We start from the raw sequence: 21,597 nt of genomic DNA on the forward strand, positions 1-21,597 counted from the left end.
TGACGTCCCGTGGGGATCACTCCACCGCCGTCGGCCTCCGCGACGCCGCCGTCGCCTCGGCCACGTCCGTCAGCGGGCGCAGCCGGTACGTGTAGGAGTAGTCGCGGCTCGCGAACAGCTTGTACTCGTCGTGCGTGTGGGCGCCCCAGCTGTTGTCGCCGCCCAGGCCCATCTGGCGGTGGTTGACGCGCAGGACGACCTCGTCGCGCGGGGTGAGCTGGTAGTCGTGGCGGACGCCGGACGAGAGGTCCTCCGGGGTGAAGTGGGAGGCGTTGACCTCCAGGAGGGGTTCGCCGGAGACGAGGAGGCCGGTGCCCTTGGCGTCGGTCAGGGCGATCCAGCGGACGTCGGTCTTGTTGCCGTTCTCCTGCGGGCGGATGTACGGGGTCCACTGCCCGGAGACGGTTCCGGAGTACACGCCGACGTCGGTGGCGTTCCTGCGGTCGATGTAGTTGTCCTCGGGCCCGCGTCCGTAGTAGCGCAGCCGCTCGAGGCGTGCGGGCAGACGCAGCAGCGTGCCGATCTCCGGGATGTACGGCAGGGACGCGGCGCCGGGGTGCAGGGTGTTGTCGACCTTGATCTCGCCGTTGCCGAACACCGTGTAGGTGGTGGTGTACGTCGACTCGACCGTCGTCGGCAGCGTGCCGCTGACCTTGATCTCCACCGCCTTGTCGCGCAGGGTACGCACCGCGACGCCCGTCACCTGGCGGTGCGTGCCCGCGTCGCGCCAGGTCTGGTTGCGGGTGTGCTGGCCGTTGCCGCGGTCGTTCTCGGTGGGCGCCCGCCAGAAGTTCGGTACGGGTCCGGAGGTGATGAGGCGGGTGCCGCGGGCCTCGTACGACGTGATGACACCGGTGTTCTTGGCCACCGTGACCGAGAAGCCCTCGCCCTTGACCACGACGGCCTTGTCGCCGTCCTCGTGGCGGAGTGCCGGCACGTCCGCCAGGGGGACGGGTGTCACGGCCGGGGTGTCGGCGTCCAGGACGAGTTGCTGCTTGGCGACCTCGAAGCCGGCCTTCGCCCAGGGGGTGGATTCCTTGGTGGTGAAGGACAGTTGGAGGTGGTACTCGGTGCCGGGGGCCGGGTCGTCCGGCAGCTTCACCGGCACTGTGATGTCCTTGCTGCTCAGCGGCGGGACGTCCAGCTGTGCGCGGCTCAGCTTTCCGCGCCGCACCACCTCGCCGTCGGCCAGCAGCGCCCAACGGCCGTCGAACTCACGGAGGTTGGTGAACAGGTACTCGTTGGTGAGGGTGACGGCCGCGTCGGCGGTCACCGAGTCGCCTGATGCCGGTGCCGCGTTGACCGCCTGGTAGATCTGCTTGACCTCGGCAGCCTTGCCGGTATGGCGGCGGTCGGCGGTGACGATGCCGTCGGCGTTGGAGGTGCCGTCGTTGGGGTTGTCGCCCCAGTCGCCGCCGTACGGGAAGAAGGTCTTCTCACGGGGCTGCTTCTCGGTGAGGCCGACGGTTTCCGCGTCGAACCAGAACCGTACGCCCTCGTCGGCGGGGCCCCGGCCGGTGGAGCCGAGTTCGGCGGCGCTCAGCGCACGGGCGTAGACGCGGGCGCGGCGGATCGTGCCGCTGAACTCCCGGGTGGGGTTGTCCACGTCGGTGGCGAGCGCGAGGGGCGCGGTGTTGGCGGTGGGCTTGCGCGTGGTGGTCCGGGTGGCCTTCACCGCGCCGTCGACGTGGAGGGCCAGGGTGCCCGCGTCCGCGTCGAACACGCCGGCGATGTGGTGCTCGCTGCCGGTCCAGTCGGCCGGGAGGGCCCAGCTCGCGGTGATCCACTGGCCGCCGCCGTGGATGAAGAACTCCAGGGTGCCGTCGGACTGCTTGAGCGCGTACTGGGTGTCGCCCTTGGCGAGGATCGGCTGGTGGTAGCCGGTGTGGTGCGGGGTGACCCAGGCCTCCAGGGTGAGCGAGCCGGTGAGGTCGAGGCGCTCGTCGCGCGGGAAGACGGTCGCGCCGAAGACGCCCTTGGCCCGGTCGAAGGTGCCGCTCGCGGTGAGGATCTCGCCGCGCAGCTTGCCGGGTCCCGCCTCGGTGAGGAACGTGCGCGGGGGTACGGGCCAGCTCAGTGACTGGTCGACGAAGTCCCAGATCCAGCCGCCCTGGAGGACGTCGTAGCCGCGGACGAGGTCCCAGTACTTCTTGAGGTTGCCATTCGAGTTCCCCATCGCGTGGGCGTACTCGATCATGACGTACGGCCGGGTGTCGGCCGTGTCCTTCGCGCGCTGTTCGACGCGGGACGGGCTGTCGTACATCTCCGAGCGGATGTCGCTGATGGTCGGCCGGTCGTCGCCCTCGTACTGGATGACGCGCGTCGTGTCGTAGGACTTGATCCAGTCGTGCATGGCGACGAAGGTGCTGCCGCCGCCGGCCTCGTTGCCGAGCGACCAGATGACGACGGAGGCGTGGTTCTTGTCGCGGTGGACCATGCTCTGGGCCCGGGCCACGCAGGCCTTGGTCCAGTTGGCGTGGTTGCCGGGGTACTCGCCGCGGATGCCGTGGGTCTCCAGGTTGGTCTCGTCGACGAGGTAGAGGCCGTACTCGTCCGCGAGCTCATACCACAGCGGGTTGTTGGGGTAGTGCGAGGTGCGGACGGAGTTCATGTTCATCCGCTTGATGATCTCGATGTCCGTGACCATGTGCTCGCGGGTGAGCGTCATGCCGCCGTCGGGGTGCATCTCGTGCCGGTTGGTGCCGCGGAAGGAGACGGGCTTGCCGTTGATCCGCATCAGGCCGTCCTTGAGCGCGAACTCGCGCAGGCCGACGCGGTGTGAGAGGGTCTCGATCACCTTTCCGGCCGGGTCGCGCAGGCGCAGCACGGCGGTGTAGAGGTTCGGGTGCTCGGCGGACCACAGCTTGGGCTCGGGCACGGCTCTGCTCGCGCGGACGGTCACGTCCTCACCGGCCGGGGCGGACGCGAGGTCGACGGGCTGCTTGAGGGGCCTCGGCCAGACGGCGTGGCCGCGGGAGTCGTACAGCTGCGTCTCCACGGCGTAGCCGCCCTCGCTCGTCCCGCCGTACGAGCGCACGCTCGCGGTGACGGCCAGCTCGGCGGCCGTGTAGTCGTCGCTGAGCGGGGTGTCCAGCTTGAAGTCGCGCAGGCGGACTTCCGGCGTGGAGTAGAGGTAGACCGAGCGGAAGATTCCGCTCAGCCGGATCATGTCCTGGTCCTCCAGCCAGTCCCCGTCGGAGAAGCGGTACACCTCGACGGCGATCTGGTTGGTGCCGGGCTCGAGGTGCGGGGTGATGTCGTACTCGGCGGGGGTGAACGAGTCCTCCGCGTACCCCACCAGCTTCCCGTTGATCCACACGTAGTGCGCGGACTTGACGCCCTCGAAGTGCAGGAAGGTGCGTCTGCCCTGCCAGCCGCGCGGCACCGTGAAGGTGCGCCGGTACTGCCCCACCGGGTTGAAGCGGGTGGGCGCGGCCGGGGGCTGGGCCTCCTCGCCGAGGCCGTTGGGGCCCCACCAGGGGTAGGTGATGTTGACGAAGATCGGGCGGTCGTAGCCGTGCATCTGCCAGACGGAGGGGACGGCGATGGTGTCCCAGTCGCTGTCGTCGACGTCGGTGCGGTGGAAGTCGGCGTCGCGCTCGTCGGGCCGGTCGGCGTAGGCGAACTTCCACTTGCCGTCGAGGCTCAGCCGGTACGGCGAGCGGGTCCGGTCGGCGTCCAGCGCCTGTCTGACGTCCGCGTACGGCATGAGGGTGGTGTGCGGCGGCTGGGTGCCGATGCGGAAGACGTCGATGTGGCCGTTCCACTCCGGGGTGCCGGCCGCCGCCCCTTCGGCCGCGTGCGCCGTGGCGGACGATCCGGAGACGGCGAGCGCGCCGAGCAGCGCGGCTCCTCCCTCCAGGAGACGGCGGCGGCTGACCGGCATGCCCGGGGAGGGGGACGGGCCGGCGGGGGAAGCGGGAGAGAGCGGCATTGACGGCGGCCTTCCTCGGGACGACTGTGCGGCGCTGCACGGCTTTGAGGGAGCGTCAGATCATGTGCGGTGCTGTTGGGAAACCGAACGCACACTAGGTTGTGGAGACCGTTGAAGCAACGATGTTGTCGATGTTTGTGTGTTCCTGATGGCTGCGGGCCTCGACCTTGGCCGAATCCAGCCGCTCGGCCGAGTCCGGCTGCGGGAACGCCGGGTCCGGCTGCTGGAACTGCGTCCGGTACAGCTCGGCATAGCGTCCCTCCGCCGCCAGCAACTCCTCGTGCGTGCCGCGCTCCACGATCCGGCCGGCCTCGACGACGAGGATCTGGTCCGCCGCCCGCACGGTGGACAGCCGATGGGCGATCACGACCGCGGTCCTGCCCTCCAGCGCCTCGGTGAGCGCCTCCTGGACGGCGGCCTCGGAGGTGTTGTCGAGGTGGGCCGTGGCCTCGTCGAGGATGACGACACGCTGACGGGCCAGCAGCAGCCGGGCGATGGTCATGCGCTGGCGCTCACCGCCGGAGAGCCGGTAGCCGCGCTCGCCGACCACCGTGTCGAGGCCGTCGGGCAGGGACCGTACGAGTTCGTCCATGCGCGAGCGGCGCAGGGCGTCCCAGAGCTCGTCGTCGGTGGCGGTGGGACGGGCCAGCAGCAGGTTGGCGCGGACGGTGTCGTGGAAGAGGTGGCCGTCCTGGGTGACCATGCCGAGGGTGGCGCGCAGGGACTCGGCGCTCAGGTCGCGGACGTCCACGCCGCCCACGCGTACGGCCCCCTCGTCGACGTCGTAGAGCCGCGGGAGGAGTTGGGCGACGGTCGACTTGCCGGCACCGGACGAGCCGACGAGGGCGACGGTCTGGCCGGGTTCGGCGCGGAAGGAGATGCCGTGCAGGACCTCGGCGCCGCCGCGCGTGTCGAGGGACGCGACCTCCTCCAGGGAGGCGAGGGAGACCTTGTCGGCGGACGGGTAGCCGAAGCGGACGTTGTCGAACTCCACCGCCACGGGGCCCTCGGGGACCGGCCGCGCGTCCGGCTTCTCCTCGATCAGCGGCTTGAGGTCGAGCACCTCGAAGACCCGCTCGAAGCTCACCAGGGCGCTCATGACCTCGACACGGGCGCCGGCGAGCGCGGTGAGCGGCGCGTACATACGGGTCAGGAGCAGCGCCAGCGAGACGACGGCGCCCGGCTCCAGGGTGCCGCGCAGGGCGAACCAGCCGCCGAGGCCGTAGACCAGGGCGAGGGCCAGGGCGGACACCAGGGTGAGCGCGGTGATGAACACCGACTGGGCGGTTGCCGTCCGCACGCCGATGTCGGCGACCCTGCGGGCGCGGGACGCGAACTCCTGCGACTCCTCCCCCGGGCGTCCGAACAGCTTGATCAGCGTGGCGCCGGGGGCGGAGAAGCGCTCGGTCATACGGGTGCCCATCGCCGCGTTGAGCGCGGCCGCCTCCCGCTGCATCCGGGCCATGCGGTGGCCCATGCGCCGGGCCGGGAGCACGAACACCGGGAGCAGGACCAGGGCGAGCAGCGTGATCTGCCAGGACAGGGTGAGCATGACGGCGAGGGTGAGCAGCAGGGTGACCAGGTTGCTGACCACTCCGGACAGCGTGTTGCTGAAGGCGCGCTGGGCACCGATCACGTCGTTGTTGAGACGGGAGACGAGCGCTCCCGTACGAGTGCGTGTGAAGAACGCGACCGGCATGCGCTGCACATGATCGAACACAGCCGTCCGCAGATCGAGGATGAGACCCTCGCCGAGGGTCGCCGACAGACGCCTCGCGAGGATCCCGAGCGCCGCCTCCCCCACCGCGATCAGGGCGATCAGCAGGGCCAGACGGACGACGGTGCCCTCGGCGCCGCCCGTCACGATCGCGTCGACGACGCGTCCGGCCAGCACGGGGGTGGCGACGGCGAGCAGCGCGGTCACCACCCCGAGCACGACGAAGAGCGCGATCCTGCGGCGGTGCGGGCGGGCGAACGCGCCGATGCGGCGCAGCGTCGCGCGGGCGAACGGGCGACGCTCCCGTTGGGCGCTCATGACGCTCTGCAGCTGTGTCCAGGCTGTGGTCTCCATACTCATGAGAGGGAACGTAGAACCTCAAGCAGTCTTGAGGTCAACATCGCAGAGTCCGGGAGCGGCATGGACGGAGCCGCGGGCGGTATCGGCGGCTTCGCGAAGATCGACAGTCGTCCGCAGCCGGTCCGTAAGCCACCGTCTCCGCTGCCGCAACCCGCCGTTGGCGCGGCGTGGAGAACCTCTCCGAATGTGACAGCGGTACGACTCTCCCTGGGACGCCTGCTCCGGCGCGTCCCGCTCCGCCGGATACTGGTCCTGCTCCCACTCGTCCTCGTGGTCGTGGTCGCGGTGCGGCACCGGGACGTGCTCGCCGAGGGCATCGGTCATCTGGCGACGGCCAAGTGGCCGTGGCTGCTGGCCGCGGCCTGCGCCACCTGCCTGACCTGGGTGGCGGCGGCGGTGACCCGGCAGGGTGCCGTGGTCGACCGGCTGCCGAAACTGCGGCTGCTCGTCACACAGTTCGCGGCGGGCTCGGCCAACCACCTGCTGCCCACCGGGCTGGGCGCGAGCGCGGTCAACCTGCGCTTCATGACGGTGTGCGGGCTGCCGCTCGCCCGCTCCTCGGCCGCGCTGGCGCTCTATCTGCTCGCGGAGAGCGTGGCCCGGGTCGGCCTGCTGGCCGCGCTGTTGATCGCCTTCCCCCACGCACTGCGACTCGGCCCGCTTCTCCCGGAGGGGGCCTGGGGCCCGTTGTTGCTGATCATCGGCGCGGCGGCCGTCCTGGTCGTGGCCGTCTTCGCACTCGTACGCCGACTGCGCGCCGCCGTGGCGTCGTTCCTGCGCACCGCGCTGGGCGAGGCGCGCTCGGTGCACGCCCGGCCCTCCCGGGCGCTGGCGCTGTGGGGCGGTTCGCTGGCGTTTCCGACGCTCCAGGCTGCCGGGCTGGTCCTGGTCGGGCTGGCGCTGGGACTGGACGTGCCGCCGGCGCACATGGCCCTCGCGTATCTGGCGGCGACCGTCGCCGTGGCCCTGGTGCCCACACCGGGTGGCGTCGGTTCGGTCGAGGCCGCGCTGGTCGTGGCTCTGGTGGCGGCGGGCGCGCCGGTGGCGGTGGCCACGGCGGTGGTGCTGGCGTACCGGATCATCACGGTGTGGCTGCCGCTGCTGCCGGGGGCGTTGACGCTGGGGGCGCTCGTGCGCTGGAAGGTCATCTGAGCGGTCCGTCGCGATGGAAGGTCACCCGACCGGTCAGTAACGTACGGGGTCCGATCCACGGAAAGGGCACCCCGCCATGCCGGTCCGCGTCGAGCGCCAGGAACACGTCACCACCGTCGTCCTGTCCCGCCCCGAGGTCCGCAACGCGGTCGACGCTCCGACGGCCGCCGAACTCGCCGCCGCCTTCCGGGCGTTCGAGGCGGACGACGAGGCGCGGGTGGCGGTGCTGTGGGGCGAGGGCGGCACGTTCTGCGCGGGCGCCGACCTGAAGGCGCTGGGCGGCGAGCGGGGCAATCGGGTCGCCGAGGACGGTGACGGCCCGATGGGACCGACCCGGCTGCGGCTGTCGAAGCCGGTGATCGCCGCGGTAGCCGGACACGCGGTGGCGGGCGGCCTCGAGCTGGCGCTCTGGTGCGATCTGCGGGTGGCCGAGCAGGACGCGGTCTTCGGGGTGTTCTGTCGCCGCTGGGGCGTGCCGCTGATCGACGGCGGCACGGTACGGCTGCCCCGGCTGATCGGCACGAGCCGTGCGCTGGACATGATCCTGACCGGGCGGCCGGTGTCGGCGGACGAGGCCTACGGCATGGGGCTCGCCAACCGTGTCGTGCCGCACGGGCGTGCCCGCGCCGAGGCGGAGGAGCTGGCCGCCGTGATCGCCCGGTTCCCGCAGGGCTGCCTGCGCGCCGACCGCGCCTCCGTGCTCGACCAGGAGGGGCTCGATGAGCCGGCGGCGATGCGGGGTGAACTCCGGCACGGCACGGGTGTGTTGGCGGAGAGCCTGGAGGGTGCCGCCCGCTTCGCCTCGGGTGCGGGGCGGCACGGGTCGTTCACGGAACTCTGAGGGCGCGCAGGTACTTCCGCGAACGCAGGCACCTCTGAGGGCGCACGCAGCCCAAGCGTGCCCGGTCCGTACGCCGGGGCGCGCGTCGGCGAGCGCCCGTCGTGCGGCACCCACGCACCAAGCGCGCCCCGGGATGCGGTCGTTCGGCCTCGGAGTCGGCCGGAATTCCGGGGAGAATGCCCGAAAGCGACCCATGAGGCCGCCCGCCCGACCATCCCGGCACGAACACGTGTACCCGATACGGCAGGATGAGCCCTCGTGCCGGTCACGGGGGACGGGGTGGCCGGCGCGACGGCACATCGCGGAATCGAGCAGGTGACAACGTGACGAGACTTCACATCCGGCCGTCGGCGAAGGGGTTCGCCGCCGCTTTTCTCCCCGGAGGTGACCGGTGACGCGAGCGCTCACTGTGGACGACCTGGTCATCGCCGGGATCGCGCTGGCGGCGGGGCTGCTGGCGGCCTTCCTGCTGCGGATGCTGCTGCGCTGGCTGGGCAAGCACGCGGACCGCACCCGCTGGAGCGGTGACGACCTCATCGTGGACACGCTGCGCACCGTGGTGCCGTGGGCGGCGTTCCTCGGCGGCGCGGCCTCCGCGGGAGCGGCGCTGCCGCTGACGAAGACGGTCCAGCACAACGTCAACCAGATCCTGACCGTGCTGCTCATCTTCGTCGTGACGCTGTCGGTGGCCCGCGGGATCGCCGGGCTGATGCGGACGGTCACCCAGTCCCGCCCCGGCGTCGCCGGCTCGGCCACGATCTTCGTCAACATCACCCGGGTCCTGATCCTGGCCATCGGCTTCCTGGTGGTGCTGCAGACGCTGGGCATCTCCATTGCGCCGCTGCTCACCGCCCTGGGCGTCGGCGGTCTGGCGGTCGCGCTCGCCCTGCAGGACACGCTCGCCAACCTCTTCGCGGGCATCCACATCCTCGCCTCCAAGACCGTCCAGCCCGGCGACTACATCAGGCTGGCAAGCGGCGAGGAGGGCTACGTCGAGGACATCAACTGGCGCCAGACGACCGTGCGGGCGCTCTCCAACAACCTGATCGTCATCCCCAACGGGGAGCTCGCGAAGACGAACATGACCAACTTCATGCGTCCCGAGCAGGAGTTGACGATCCTCCTCCAGGTCGGTGTCGCCTACGACAGCGACCTCGACCACGTCGAGCGGGTGACCAACGAGGTCATCGCCCAGGTGATGACCGAGGTCGAGGGCGCCCTGCCGGACCACGAGCCGATCATCCGGTTCCACACCTTCGGCGACTCCCGGATCGGCTTCACCGTCATCCTGGGCGTCGGCGAGTTCAGCGACCAGTACCGGATCAAGCACGAGTTCATCAAGCGCCTGCACCGGCGCTACCGCAAGGAGGGCATCAGCATCCCCGCGCCCACGCGGACGGTGGCGATCCAGCAGGGGACGGTGTCGATACCGTCGCAGCGCGTCCCCGGTGAGGCGGACGAGGTGGCCCCCGTCCGCCTCGACTGACCTGCCCGGACGCCCCTACAGGGTGGCCGAGTTGTCGTGGGAGCGGCTGCGCTTACGGCTGTGCGGCGCGGTGAGCGCCGGGTTCACCGGCGTGACCGTCCAGTCCGGGTGCCCCGGCATCCGCGGGGTCTTCGTGCCGTACAGCCAGTCCTGGAGGAATCCGGACAGATCCTGACCGGAGACCTCCGAGGCGACGGCGATGTAGTCGGCCGTCGACGCCGAGGAGTTGCGGTACCGGTCGAGGAAGGCGCGCTCCAGCGCGTTGAAGGCGCTCTCGCCGACGAGGTTGCGCAGCGCGTACAGGACCAGCACGCCGCCCAGGTAGCGCTGGCTGTCGAACAGGTTGGCCGCGTTGGGCGCGGCGACCGGCCCGGAGTCGCGCCGCCACTGGTCGCCCAGCGCGTAGGTGTGCTTCATCCGGGCTTCCAGGGTGGTCAGGCCCAGGGAGTCCGGCCAGCCGCGCTCGTAGCGGTAGAGCAGCCCGTAGAAGTCGGCGTGGCCCTCGTTGATCCACAGGTCGGCCCAGGAGGCGGGGCTGACGCTGTTGCCGAAGTAGGAGTGGACCAGCTCGTGCATCATGTGCGAGCCGATCTTCGGCTCCGGCTGGAGCAGGTAGTTCGGCTTGTAGATGGTCAGGGTCTGGGTTTCCAGGCCGGTGAAGTCGAAGGCGTTCGGGGCGTCGGAGTTGCAGGGCAGCAGGCCGTACGTCTCGAAGGGGTAGGCCCCGAGCCGCGCCTCCAGCCACTCGACCAGGTTCGGCGTCAGCGCGAGCGCCGGCTCCAGGGCCTCGGCGCGCGCGACGGGGACGACGTCGCGCAGCGGGAGGCCGTGCGGGCCCTGCCGGTCCTTGATCACGTAGTCGCCGACCGTGATCTGCACCAGCTCGGTGGCCATGGGCTCGCGGGAGCGGTACGTGTAGGCGGTACGGCCGCCGGAGAGGCTCTCGGTGCGCACGAGCAGGCCGGTGGCCACGCCGCGCAGGCCGCCGGGGACGGTTACGCGGAACGTGAAGTCGGCCTTGTCGGAGGGGTGGTCGTTGCACGGGAAGACGGTGTGGGCCAGGTTCGGCTGGCAGCAGGCCGCGAACCCGTCCAGCGTGTCGACCCAGCCGGTGTGCGGCTGCGGGATACGGCGCGGGTCCGCGGAGTACTCGACGCACACGGTCACCCAGGACTTGTTCGGCAGCGTGCGTGCGGGCGTTATCCGCAGCTTCTCGTCCACCTGCTCGAACGTCGCCGTACGGCCGCCGACGCGGACGGCGCGGATGTCGAGGCCGAGGGAGTCGAGGGAGAAGCGGGACAGGGCCTGGGTGGTGCGGATCTTCAGGGTGGCGGTGGCGTCGACCAGGCGGGTCGTGGCGTCGTAGGAGAAGTCGAGGTGGTAGGCCGACACGCGGTAGCCGTCGTTGCCCAGCGCCGGGTAGACGGGGTCGCCGAGGGTCTCGGGGCCCGGGGTGGCGGAGGTCTTGGCGGCCGACGTCCCCGTGCGCGTCGGTGCCGCGTGGGCGGAGGGGGCGGCGGCGAGGGCCGCCGCCGTGCCGATCAGGGCGGCCGCGGGGGCCGTCACTCGGGTGCGATATCTCATGGTCCGCTTTCGCTGGGGCGACCGGATGGTCAGGGCCGGCCGCCGGATCGGTGATCTCCCTACATGACTGTGGGACCAGGCGATCAGGTTGCACGGAGGCGGTAGCTCCGTTTGCGCGGATCCGAGTTGCCGACACACATCCCGCACCTGTGTGCGGACCCCTGTCGAGCTGAGGTCGATCACGAGATATCTTGATGTCGAGCAATGTTGCAGACGTGGAGCGGAGCACCCGGTGACTGACTCGACCATCATCTATACGCACACTGACGAGGCCCCGGCCCTGGCGACGTATTCCTTCCTGCCGGTGGTCCAGGCGTACGCCTCGCAGGCGGGTGTCGCCGTGGAGACGCGGGACATCTCGCTGGCCGGCCGCATCATCGCGGTGTTCCCGGAGTACCTGACCGAGGACCAGCGCATCCCGGACGCCCTGCACGAGCTGGGCGAGCTGGCCAAGACGCCGGCGGCCAACATCATCAAGCTGCCGAACATCTCGGCGTCGATCCCGCAGCTCAAGGCCGCCGTCGCCGAGCTCCAGGGCCAGGGCTACGCGCTGCCGAACTACCCGGACGACCCGAAGACCGACGAGGAGCGGGAGATCCAGGCCCGCTACGACAAGGTCAAGGGCTCCGCCGTGAACCCGGTCCTGCGTGAGGGCAACTCCGACCGCCGCGCCCCCGCCTCGGTCAAGAACTACGCCAAGACCCACCCGCACCGCATGGGCGCCTGGACCTCCGAGTCCAAGACGAACGTGGCGACCATGGGCGAGAACGACTTCCGCTCCACCGAGAAGTCCGTCGTGATCTCCGAGGCGGGTTCGCTCCGGATCGAGCTGGTCGCCGAGGACGGCACCACCACCGTCCTGCGCGAGTCCGTACCGGTCCTCAAGGACGAGGTCGTCGACGCCTCCGTGATGCGGGTCGCCGCGCTGCGCGAGTTCCTGACCGCGCAGGTCGCCCGGGCCAAGGCCGAGGGCGTGCTGTTCTCCGTGCACCTCAAGGCCACGATGATGAAGGTCTCCGACCCGATCATCTTCGGTCACGTGGTGCGCGCCTTCTTCCCGAAGACCTTCGAGAAGTACGGCGAGACGCTCGCCGCCGCCGGCCTGTCCCCCAACGACGGTCTGGGCGGCATCCTCAAGGGCCTGGACGCGCTGCCGAACGGCGCCGAGATCAAGGCGTCCTTCGACGCGGAGATCGCCGAGGGCCCGGCGCTGGCCATGGTCGACTCCGACAAGGGCATCACCAACCTGCACGTGCCGTCCGACGTGATCGTCGACGCCTCGATGCCGGCCATGATCCGCACCTCCGGCCACATGTGGGGCCCGGACGGCCAGGAGGCCGACACCCTCGCGGTGCTCCCGGACTCCTCCTACTCCGGCGTCTACCAGGCCGTGCTCGACGACTGCCGTGCCAACGGCGCCTACGACCCGTCGACCATGGGCTCGGTCCCGAACGTCGGCCTGATGGCGCAGAAGGCCGAGGAGTACGGCTCCCACGACAAGACCTTCGAGATCAAGGCCGCCGGCACGGTCCGGCTGGTCGACCAGGCCGGCAACGTGGTCATCGAGCAGCCGGTCGCCGAGGGTGACATCTTCCGCGCCTGCCAGACCAAGGACGCGCCGATCAAGGACTGGGTGAAGCTGGCCGTCACCCGCGCCCGCGCCACCGGCGACCCGGCCGTCTTCTGGCTGGACGAGACCCGCGCGCACGACGCCAACCTGATCGCCAAGGTCAACGCCTACCTGCCGGAGCACGACACCGAGGGTCTGGACATCCGCATCCTCGCCCCGGTCGAGGCCACCAAGCTGTCGGTGGAGCGCATCCGCCGCGGCGAGAACACGATCTCGGTGACGGGCAACGTCCTGCGCGACTACCTCACCGACCTGTTCCCGATCCTGGAGCTGGGCACCAGCGCCAAGATGCTGTCGGTCGTCCCGCTGATGGCGGGCGGCGGCCTGTTCGAGACGGGCGCCGGCGGCAGCGCGCCGAAGCACGTCCAGCAGCTGGTCAAGGAGAACTACCTGCGCTGGGACTCCCTCGGTGAGTTCTTCGCGCTCGTTCCCTCCCTGGAGCAGTACGCGACCGCTACCGGCAACACCCGCGCGAAGGTCCTCGCGGACACGCTGGACCGCGCCACGGCGACCTTCCTCAACGAGGACAAGTCCCCGACCCGTCGCGTCGGCGGCATCGACAACCGCGGCAGCCACTTCTTCCTGTCCCTGTACTGGGCGCAGGAGCTGGCCAAGCAGACCGACGACGCGGACCTGGCCAAGGCCTTCGCCCCGCTCGCCGAGACGCTCACCGCGAGCGAGCAGAAGATCGTCGACGAGCTGAACGCCGTCCAGGGCAAGCCGGCCGAGATCGGCGGCTACTACCAGCCCGACCCGGCCAAGGCCGCCGCGGTCATGCGCCCGTCGGCCACCTGGAACGAGGCGCTCGCGTCCCTGAGCTGACGCGAGGGTCCTACGGGCCCGCTCCAGCGTCTCTGCCCCGGTCGGCCCTGTGCCCGGCCGGGGCAGAGCCGTGTCGTCCGGCGGATGTCCCGCACGAACGGCGTACCACGGCGCGAGTTCGCCGGCGTGGGCCGGTCTACTGGGCGGGGTAAGCCGAAGAAGAGGAGCAGGCCCATGGCTGTGGTGTTGTCCTTGCGCTGGCCCGGAGTGACGCCCGAGCAGTACGAGGCCGTCCGGGACGCGGTGCGCTGGGAGGAGCAGGTGCCGGAGGGCGTGAGCCTGCACGTGGCCTGGTTCGACGAGGGCGCGCTGCACGTCACCGACGTATGGGAAACGCAGCAGGACTTCGAGCGGTTCTTCGCGGAGCGGCTGACGCCGGCTGTCAAGGAAGCCGGCCTGCCCGGTGAACCGGAGGCCCGGTTCTCGCCGCTGCACCGGCGCTTCGTGTCCCCCGGCGTCAGTGGCGGCGCCTGACACCGCTAGCCGGGCAGCGCGAGCTCCAGGTCGAGCCACCGGGCCAGGTCATCGATCTCCCGGCCGATCTCCACGCTCATCGCCTGGGTGAATCGCTCGTCCTCGTGCACGGCATCGACCCGCAGCACTCCGGCCTTGCGGTCGGCGGTGGCGTCGAGCTTGCCCACCAGCCGGTCGCCGTACAGGATCGGCAGCGCGAAGCAGCCCCAGCGGCGCTTGGCGGCCGGCTTGTACATCTCCAGCTGGTAGTCGAAGCCGAAGGGTTCGGTGGTGCGCCTGCGGTCGTGGATCAGCCGGTCGAACGGCGACAGCAGGGCGGCGCGCCCGACGAACGGCTGCCCCGACCGGGCAGGATCGACACGCCACTTGCCCCGTACGCCCTCGACGACGGCCGGCTCACCGGCGTTCCCCACGTCCGCGGGCTCCACCTGGCACTCCGGGCCCCGGGCGCGGGCGATGCCGAGGGCGCGCAGCCGTCTGTCGTCCCGTAGGCGCAGCGCCTCGTGCACGGGGACCGCGGGTGTGTCGGGGCAGACGCGCTCGGCCAGGTCCCACAGCCGGTCGCCACCCATCCGTCCCGCCACGGCGGCCTCGCCGCGGTGCACCATGAGCTCCAGCAGCTTGGTGACATTGCGGTTGTCGCTCCACCCGCTGGATCTCCACGGCCGCGCGCAGGTGTCGGGCAGTTCGCGGGACGGCAGCGGCCCCGCGGCGCCGAGCCGGCGAGATGTCCCGGCGGCAGGCCTCGTTGGCCGCCACCCGCGTGCGGTGATACTCGCGCCAGGAGGTCGGCGTCCCGCGCTCGGGCCACTCGGCCATCTCGGCGCGGTACAGCGCGAGATCCTCACCGGGCCGGATCATCGCCCGCAGCTCCTGCAGCGTCCCGTCGGCGAGGGCGGCGCTCAGGTCGGCCGGTGCGTACCCGCGGGACCCGAGCCGGCTCCACGCCACGAGGTCGGCGTCGGGCGCGACGGCGGCCGTCGGGTCGACCTGGAGCAGGGTCAGCCGTCGTACGACGTCCAGCAGCCCACTCGGCCGCCGAGCGCCGTCCAGCAGCTGTGCGCGTACGGCGATTCGGCGGGCGTCGGTCCTGGAGAGCTCGTGGACGGTCATCCGCGTCACCAGTCCCGGGTGGCGATCAGTTCCTCCACATCGGCGTCCTCGAAACCGTAGGCGTTCGCCACGAACCAGAACTCCTCGGCTATCTCCTCCCGGGCCACGGTCTCGATGTCGAAGTCGTCGTCCTGAAGGTCGTTGAACTCGTCGGTGGCCGCCTGCGTCAGGACGTACAGCGCGGCGAGGCCGGCCGGCCGCTCCGCCTCGATGCGCTCGCACAGGCGCAGCAGGATCTCCTTGCACCGGTCCACCGCGTGGTCGGGGTAGTAACCGTCCCCGTAGAGCGCCTTGAGGAACGGGTGTGTGCTCACCTGCTGGTTGCTGATGTTCATGCTGTGATGGTGCACCACGCCACTGACAACGCCCCGGGAGCAGCCCTGATGACCTCTGCCGCACCGTCGTTCGAGCTGCTCCCCGGCGCCGCGGAGTCGCCGGTGATCCTCCATGTGCCGCACTCGGCACGGGAGATACCGCCGGAGGTGCGCGCGGGCATCGTGCTGGAGGACTCCGCGCTGGAGCGGGAGCTGGACCACATCGTCGACGCGCACACCGCGCGGCTCGCGGAGCGGGCGGCCGAGGCCTCGCAGGTCACCCCGTGGCGGTTCGTGAACCGGCTGTCCCGGCTGGTCGTCGACCCGGAGCGGTTCCCGGACGAGCGGGAGGAGATGCTCGCCGTCGGGATGGGCGCCGTGTACACGCGAACCACGCATCGGGAGGCGCTGCGGCCCGACGACTTCGATCCCGCGCCGTTGATCTCGCGCTACTTCGAGCCGTACGCCCGGGCGATGACCGACGCCGTCGCGCGGCGGCTGGCCGCCACGGGACGGGCCGTGATCATCGACGTGCACTCCTATCCCACCGCGCCGCTCCCCTACGAGCTCCACGGCGCGGGCCCGCGCCCGCCGGTCTGCCTGGGCACCGACTCCTTCCACACGCCGTCCGAGCTGCTCGCCGCGGCCCGGGCGGCGTTCGCCCCGTGCGGGGAGACGGGGCTGGACAGTCCGTTCAGCGGCACGTACGTCCCGCTGGAGTTCTACGGCGGCGATCCCCGTGTCAGTGCCCTGATGATCGAGCTCCGCCGGGACACGTACATGGCGGAGCCGGGCGGTCCGGCCGGTCCCGGACTCACCCGGCTCGCGCGGGCGCTGACGGCGCTGGTGGACGCCGCCGCACGCTGACCCGGTGGGTCAGGCCCGCAGCCACTCCGTGACCACGACCTCCCCGCCGGTGCGCAGCCGCAGGGCGAACGGCCCGTTCGGGGGTGCGGAGCTGGTGAAGCGGCCCATGTCGTCGGCCACGACGGGCGTGGCCGTCTGCGGGCCGCCGAGCACCTCGATCCGCGCCTGCTGCGGGGGCAGCACCTGCCCCATCAGCCCCTGCGCGGTCACCTCCACGTCGACGGTCACCTCCCCCGCGCGGAAGGTCAGCATCCGCGGGACGTCCGTCGCTCCCCTGACCGGAATGGCGTCCACCACCGAGTCGAACGTCAACTCGGCGATACGGGCGTCGAGATCGTGCAGCGCGAACGCCTCCACGGCGATCTGCCGCAGCTGGGCCGGCACGGGGTCCAGGATGGCGGCGGCCTGCCGGAGCTCCTCCTCCAGCAGCTCGACGTCGAACCCGTCGTCACCGAAGGGCTCGTCGCCCGTCACTTCGTCGTGCGTGTCGTCGTTCACAGCGCCCCCCGCGCGTCGAGTCGGGCCCTCAGCCGGCGCAGACAGCGCTGGCGCAGCGGACCGATGCTGCCCACGGCGATGCCCAGTGCGGCGGACACCTCCTGGTAGCTGGGCGGCGGCGAGGCCATCAGGACACGCAGCAACTGGCGGCAGCGTTCGCCGAGTTCCTCGAACTCCTGCCACATCCAGCGGATGCGCTCGGTCTCGGCGGCAGCCTCCTCGGAGTCCAGGAGCGACTGTTCGGGCGTACGGTCCTCGCTGACCCGGTCGAGCAGCTGCGGATCGCTCGTCACCGTCAGCCGCCTTAAGCTCTTGAGCACCTTCAGGCACTCGTGCCGTGCGGTGCTGGCGAGCCAGGACCCGGCCTTCTCGGGTTCACGGATGCGCCCGAGGTGCTGGGCGAAGCGGAACCAGACGGTCTGGTAGACCTCATGGGCGTCGGCGTCGTTGAGCCGGTGTGCGCGCACGACCGACCACACCAGTGGGCTCAGCCCTTCCACGAGCGCCTTCCAGGCCGCCGCGTCGCCGTCGACGGCGGACTGGACCAGCGCACCGACATCTGCTCGGTCCACAGCCCCACCCCTCGTGTACGGCAAGTCATCGTACGCCGCGGAGGGGATGGTTCCGACCCTCATGACCGAGGAGCCGGCTGCATGACGGGCACAGGGCGCCAGGTCGGGGGGCGAAGTGCCGGTACGTGCGCCCCCCGCACCTCCGCGTACCCGGAGTTCGCCGCGAGCATCTTGTACCGGGCGACACGCGGGTCGTTCTCCTGCTGTGCGGTCATGTGGGAGGCGATCATGCCGGCGACGAGGGGTGTGGCGAACGACGTGCCGCTCCAGTGCGCGAATCCCTCGAACATCACCTGGTCGGGCTTGGTGGCGCCGCCCTGCTCGCTCAACACGCCGGTGTGGCGCGGGGAGACGCAGGTGCAGGAGTAGCCGAAGCCGTAGCGGCAGGTGTCGTAGGTGGAGTGCTGGTAGACGTACGGCACGGGCGTGTCGAAGCCGGTGAGGACGCTGGTGAGCCGCTCGCCGGGCGCGTAGGCCTTCACCCAGGCGCCGTGGTTGCTGAAGCAGGCGCCGTACTCGCCGTCGCCGCGCAGCGCGCCGACCGACAGCACCGCGTCCTGGTAGTCGGACAGGTCGGCGTAGGCGGCGGGCCAGAACGGCGTGGCGCTGCCGTTGTTGCCGGCCGCGGCGACGAGCAGGGTGCGCTGTTCGCGCAGCTCCTGCATGAAGGCCTCGACGCCGAGCAGGCCGTCGGTGCGGCCGTTGGAGGTGCCGGCGGAGAGGCTGAGGATGTCGGGCCAGCCGCCCGCGTCGACGGCCTCGAAGAGCTTCTCGCCGAACTCGGACTCCAGGATGGCGCCCGCGTCGTTGAGGGAGTTGCGGACCGTGATGGTCGTGTTGGGTGCGACGGCGGCGACGAGTCCGGCGATGAACGTGCCGTGGCCGACGTACTGCTGGAGGACGCCGTCGTCGTCGCACTCCTTGATCTGCGCGTCGCCGTCGGTGTGGGCGAGCAGCGGGGAGGAGCGGAAGTCGCGCATCAGGCCGGTGTCGATGACCAGGACGCCGACGGCGCTGTCCGCGTCGTGGCTGCCCTCCGCCACCGCGGGGTTGAGTCCCTCGGCCTGCGCGACGGGGGCGGGCTCGTCGCCGGGGCAGGAGTTGACCGCGATCGACACCAGGTGGTTGCGGCTGACCAGCCGGCGTCCGGCGCGGCCCTCGGTCTCCCGCAGGGCGCGCAGGGCGTGCGCGACGGGGCGGTCGCCGCCCCGGTCGCCCTCGCCGGGGTCGCCGACCTGGATACGGGTGATGCCCGAGCGGTTGGTCTGCGGGCTCACCCGGCGCACGTTGTCCTGCACCAGTTCGGGCTCGGCGGTGAAGTGCGCGCGTACGGTGTCCTCGACGAGACGGGCGTCCTCACCGTCGCGGACGAGCACATAGCCCTTCTCGTAGATGAACTCTGCGGAGTCGTCCGGCCCCATCGCTAGGGGGACGTCGGGCATGGAGCGCTGGATCTGCTCGAACTGCTCGTGGAATCGCTGTGGTGCCATGGCGGGTCCTCCCCCTGAGGCGACGTTCGTCAGTCAGAGCCGTGCGGTCACTGATTGATACAGCGCCAAACCGGTGTGGCACGGTTCCGTGGCAACTACCATCCGTGGAGTGACAGCGGGAAGCGACTCGGTTCTCGAACTGCTGCCGATGGTGTTCGCCGCCCCGAACGACGCACTGGCGAGGGCGGAAGGGGTGCTCGACGCCGATCCGTCGCCGTTGCACGCCTCCGTCGCCCACCAGGTGATCGGCATCTGGCAGCGGGATTGGGGCGACATGCGCCTCGCCCTCCATCACCTGCGGCGTGCCCGGGATCTCGCGGCGCGCGCGGATTCGGCCGACCGGGAGGCGGACGTCCTGGCGGCGCTCGGGGTCGCGTTGGTGCATGCGGGGCGCACTCAGCAGGGGCTGGCCGCGCTGGAGCGCGGGGTCGCGCGCGGGAGCGGACACACCCGCGCCCGGGTGCTGTTCCGCCGGGCCTACGCGCGCTGGGTCCTGGGCCACCACCGCGAGGCGCTGGAGGACGTGCGCAAGGCGATCCCCGTGCTGCGGCAGGCGGAGGACGTCATCTGGACGGCGCGGGCGCTGACGCTGCGGGCGACGGTGCATCTGGCGCTGGGCACGGTGGACCGCGCGGACGCCGACTTCACCGCGGCCGAGGCGCTGTGGGACACCACGGGCCAGGAGCACGACAAGGCCGACGCGGTGGAGAGCCGGGGCCTCGCCGCGTTCCGCTCGGGCGACATCCCGGCGGCGCTGCGGCTGCTCGACGAGGCCGAGGAGCGGTACGCCAAGCTCGGCACGCCGACCTTCATGCTCAACATCCGCCGCTGCGAGGTGCTGATGGCCGCGGGGCTCGCCCCGGAGGCGCTGGCCGAGGCCGACGCGGCGATCGCCGTGCTCGACGGCATCGGCGGCCAGTCCACCCGCAAGGCCGAGCTGCTGCTGGCCGCCGCGCGCGCCGCCCGGCTGGCGGGCGAGGCGCACACCGCGATCGCGCGCGCCGACATGGCCGTACGGCTCTTCGCCGGGCAGCGGCGCAGCTGGTGGGAGACGCATGCCCGGCTGGTGCTGATCGAGGCGCGGGTGGCCGCCGGGCGCAGTTCGGGGCGGCTGGTGGCCGACACTGCGGCGGTCGCCGAACGGCTGGCCTTCTTCGGCGCGCCGGCCGCGCCGCAGGCCTCGCTGCTCGCGGGCCGGATCGCGCTCACCCTGGGCTGGCGGGCGGATGCCGAGCAGCATCTGGCCGTCGCCGCCCGCAGCCGGCGCAGCGGTCCGCCGCTGGCGCGGATGACGGGCTGGGCGGCGCAGGCGCTGCGGGCCCGGGCGGCGGGGTCCGGGCGGGGCGTCCTGGAGGCCTGCCGGCGTGGCCTGGACGTGCTGGACGCCCACCGGATGACGCTCGGCGCGTCGGAACTGCGGGCGCGCGCCACCGAGCAGGGCGCCGAACTCGCCGCGCTGGCCCAGCAGGCCAGTCTCGACTCCGGCAGTCCGCGGCGGCTGCTGGTGTGGAGCGAGCGCTGGCGGGCCACCGCGCTGTCGACCCCGCCGACCCGGCCGCCGGCCGCCCCGCAGCTGCAGGGGGCCCTGACCGCGTTCCGGGTGATAGCGGCCCGCGCGGAGGAAGCCCGTATGGACGCGCGGCCCGTTCCGGCGCTGGAGCGTGAACAGCGGCGCCTGGAGCGGGAGATCCGGTCCCGGACGCTGCATCTGCGCGGCGACACGCCCGGCGACGGCTACCGCTTCGAGCCGGGCCGGCTGCTTCAGCGGCTGGGCGACGACGTCCTGCTGGCCGAACTCGCCGTGCTGGACGGGCGGGTTCAGGTGCTGCTGTGCGGGCAGGGGCGGGTGCGCCGGTTCGAGGCCGGGCTGCTGGCGGAGGCGGAGACCGAGGCCGAGCACGTCCAGGCCGGGCTGCGGCGGCTGGCCCATCCGGGAGCGGAGGCACGGCTTCCGATCGTCGAGGCCGCGGGGCGGCGCCTGGAGGAGCTGCTGCTCGGTCCGGCCGCGGCCCATCTGGGCGACGGCCCCGTCGTGGTCGTACCGCCCGCCCGGCTGCACCAGGTTCCGTGGGCGCTGCTGCCGTCGCTGCGCGAACGCGTGCTCAGCGTGTCGCCGTCGGCCAGCAGCTGGCTGCGCGCACGGGAGACCGAACCGCCGCCCGGCGGGCGTCAGGTGCTGGTGCGCGGTCCTGGTCTCGCGACCGGTGGCGCGGAGGTACCGCACCTCGCCTGCCGGTACGGCGGTGCGGTCGTCCTGGAGCACGCCGACGCGCGCGTGCCCCGCGTACTGGAGGAACTCGACGGGGCCGCGCTGGCCCATATCGCGGCCCACGGCACGTTCCGCGCGGACAGCCCCCTGTTCTCGTCGCTGCGCATGGCCGACGGGCCGATCGTCGTGCACGACTTCGAGCGCCTGGACCGCAGCCCGTACCGCATCATCCTCTCCTGCTGCGACACCGCCCGCTTCGCCTCCGTCGGCGCCGACGAACTGCTCGGCCTGGTCACCGCGCTGCTGCCGCTGGGCACGGCGGGCGTGGTGGCGGCGAGCGCGCCCGTCAACGACGCCGCGGTGGTGCCGCTGATGCTGGCGCTGCACAAGCGCCTGAGCGAGGGGCTCTCCCTGGCGGAGGCACTGCGCGACGCCCGGGCGGCACTGCCGGGCGACGCGCTGCACCAGGCGACGGGGTGGGCGTTCTCGGCGTTCGGAGCGGCCTGACCTGTCTCATCGGGCCGACCGGATGAA

At 71.7% G+C, this 21,597-nt stretch carries 16 protein-coding genes; 8 read left to right on the top strand and 8 right to left on the bottom strand.

Translation table 11 applies throughout. The features are described from left to right. Nucleotides 1-16 precede the first annotated feature (16 nt). Together EJ357_RS05010 and EJ357_RS05015 are read right to left on the bottom strand one after the other, a co-directional pair. Entirely contained in the window at nt 17-3,934 is a 3,918-nt protein-coding gene (locus tag EJ357_RS05010) for a glycoside hydrolase family 2 TIM barrel-domain containing protein (RefSeq protein ID WP_126389010.1), read from the bottom strand. A gap of 94 nt (nt 3,935-4,028) precedes the next feature. Further along, nucleotides 4,029-6,005 (bottom strand): ABC transporter ATP-binding protein, encoded by a 1,977-nt coding sequence (locus EJ357_RS05015; protein WP_228473278.1) that lies wholly within the window; start codon nt 6,003-6,005, stop codon nt 4,029-4,031. 192 nt (nt 6,006-6,197) lie between these two features. Between EJ357_RS05015 and EJ357_RS05020 the strand changes: the two genes are divergently transcribed. From EJ357_RS05020 to EJ357_RS05030, 3 genes are all read left to right on the top strand, one after another. Continuing rightward, nucleotides 6,198-7,163: a lysylphosphatidylglycerol synthase transmembrane domain-containing protein gene (locus EJ357_RS05020; protein ID WP_126389012.1), complete on the top strand. Its 966-nt coding sequence runs from the start codon at nt 6,198-6,200 to the stop codon at nt 7,161-7,163. 76 nt (nt 7,164-7,239) lie between these two features. Then, nucleotides 7,240-8,004 (top strand): crotonase/enoyl-CoA hydratase family protein, encoded by a 765-nt coding sequence (locus EJ357_RS05025; protein WP_126389014.1) that lies wholly within the window; start codon nt 7,240-7,242, stop codon nt 8,002-8,004. Nucleotides 8,005-8,395: 391 nt separating this feature from the next. Then, entirely contained in the window at nt 8,396-9,490 is a 1,095-nt protein-coding gene (locus EJ357_RS05030; RefSeq protein ID WP_126389016.1) for a mechanosensitive ion channel family protein, read from the top strand. A gap of 15 nt (nt 9,491-9,505) precedes the next feature. On the opposite strand, the gene EJ357_RS05035 is transcribed toward EJ357_RS05030, so the two are convergent. Beyond that, nucleotides 9,506-11,074, bottom strand: a complete 1,569-nt coding sequence (locus EJ357_RS05035; protein WP_126389018.1) for a M1 family metallopeptidase — start codon at nt 11,072-11,074, stop codon at nt 9,506-9,508. Between the two features lie 232 nt (nt 11,075-11,306). Here EJ357_RS05035 and EJ357_RS05040 point away from each other — a divergent pair, with 232 nt between their 5' ends. Together EJ357_RS05040 and EJ357_RS05045 are read left to right on the top strand one after the other, a co-directional pair. After that, nucleotides 11,307-13,526, top strand: coding sequence for an NADP-dependent isocitrate dehydrogenase (locus EJ357_RS05040; RefSeq protein ID WP_126389020.1), 2,220 nt, complete (start codon nt 11,307-11,309; stop codon nt 13,524-13,526). A gap of 174 nt (nt 13,527-13,700) precedes the next feature. Continuing rightward, nucleotides 13,701-14,000: a hypothetical protein gene (locus tag EJ357_RS05045; RefSeq protein ID WP_126389022.1), complete on the top strand. Its 300-nt coding sequence runs from the start codon at nt 13,701-13,703 to the stop codon at nt 13,998-14,000. 5 nt (nt 14,001-14,005) lie between these two features. Here EJ357_RS05045 and EJ357_RS49105 read toward each other — a convergent pair whose 3' ends face one another. Continuing rightward, entirely contained in the window at nt 14,006-14,701 is a 696-nt protein-coding gene (locus EJ357_RS49105; protein WP_228473279.1) for a DNA glycosylase AlkZ-like family protein, read from the bottom strand. Between EJ357_RS49105 and EJ357_RS49110 the strand changes: the two genes are divergently transcribed. Next, nucleotides 14,607-15,173, top strand: a complete 567-nt coding sequence (locus tag EJ357_RS49110) for a hypothetical protein (RefSeq protein WP_228473286.1) — start codon at nt 14,607-14,609, stop codon at nt 15,171-15,173. The genes EJ357_RS49105 and EJ357_RS49110 overlap by 95 nt on opposite strands. On the opposite strand, the gene EJ357_RS05055 is transcribed toward EJ357_RS49110, so the two are convergent. Next, a complete protein-coding gene (locus EJ357_RS05055; protein WP_126389024.1) occupies nt 15,119-15,448 on the bottom strand; it encodes a DUF5713 family protein in 330 nt (109 codons plus the stop codon). The genes EJ357_RS49110 and EJ357_RS05055 overlap by 55 nt on opposite strands. A 48-nt stretch (nt 15,449-15,496) precedes the next feature. Between EJ357_RS05055 and EJ357_RS05060 the strand changes: the two genes are divergently transcribed. Next, nucleotides 15,497-16,294 (top strand): N-formylglutamate amidohydrolase, encoded by a 798-nt coding sequence (locus EJ357_RS05060; protein WP_126389025.1) that lies wholly within the window; start codon nt 15,497-15,499, stop codon nt 16,292-16,294. Between the two features lie 9 nt (nt 16,295-16,303). Here EJ357_RS05060 and EJ357_RS05065 read toward each other — a convergent pair whose 3' ends face one another. Genes EJ357_RS05065 through EJ357_RS05075 form a run of 3 tightly spaced genes read right to left on the bottom strand, consistent with a single transcriptional unit; the run spans nt 16,304 to nt 18,854 of the window. Next, a complete protein-coding gene (locus EJ357_RS05065) occupies nt 16,304-16,792 on the bottom strand; it encodes a hypothetical protein (RefSeq protein WP_175647315.1) in 489 nt (162 codons plus the stop codon). Further along, a complete protein-coding gene (locus EJ357_RS05070) occupies nt 16,789-17,364 on the bottom strand; it encodes an RNA polymerase sigma factor (RefSeq protein ID WP_126389027.1) in 576 nt (191 codons plus the stop codon). Before EJ357_RS05070 ends, EJ357_RS05065 begins: the two co-directional genes overlap by 4 nt. Before the next feature lie 59 nt (nt 17,365-17,423). Then, nucleotides 17,424-18,854 carry a S8/S53 family peptidase gene (locus tag EJ357_RS05075; protein WP_126389029.1) on the bottom strand — a complete coding sequence of 477 codons (1,431 nt, stop codon included), beginning with the start codon at nt 18,852-18,854 and terminating at the stop codon, nt 17,424-17,426. 148 nt (nt 18,855-19,002) lie between these two features. Between EJ357_RS05075 and EJ357_RS05080 the strand changes: the two genes are divergently transcribed. Next, the gene (locus EJ357_RS05080) at nt 19,003-21,570 is read left to right on the top strand and encodes a CHAT domain-containing protein (RefSeq protein WP_126399205.1); all 2,568 of its coding nucleotides are present in this window, start codon (nt 19,003-19,005) and stop codon (nt 21,568-21,570) included. The last annotated feature ends 27 nt before the right edge of the window (nt 21,571-21,597 follow it).

This window comes from Streptomyces cyaneochromogenes, from assembly GCF_003963535.1.
Lineage (GTDB): Bacteria > Actinomycetota > Actinomycetes > Streptomycetales > Streptomycetaceae > Streptomyces > Streptomyces shaanxiensis.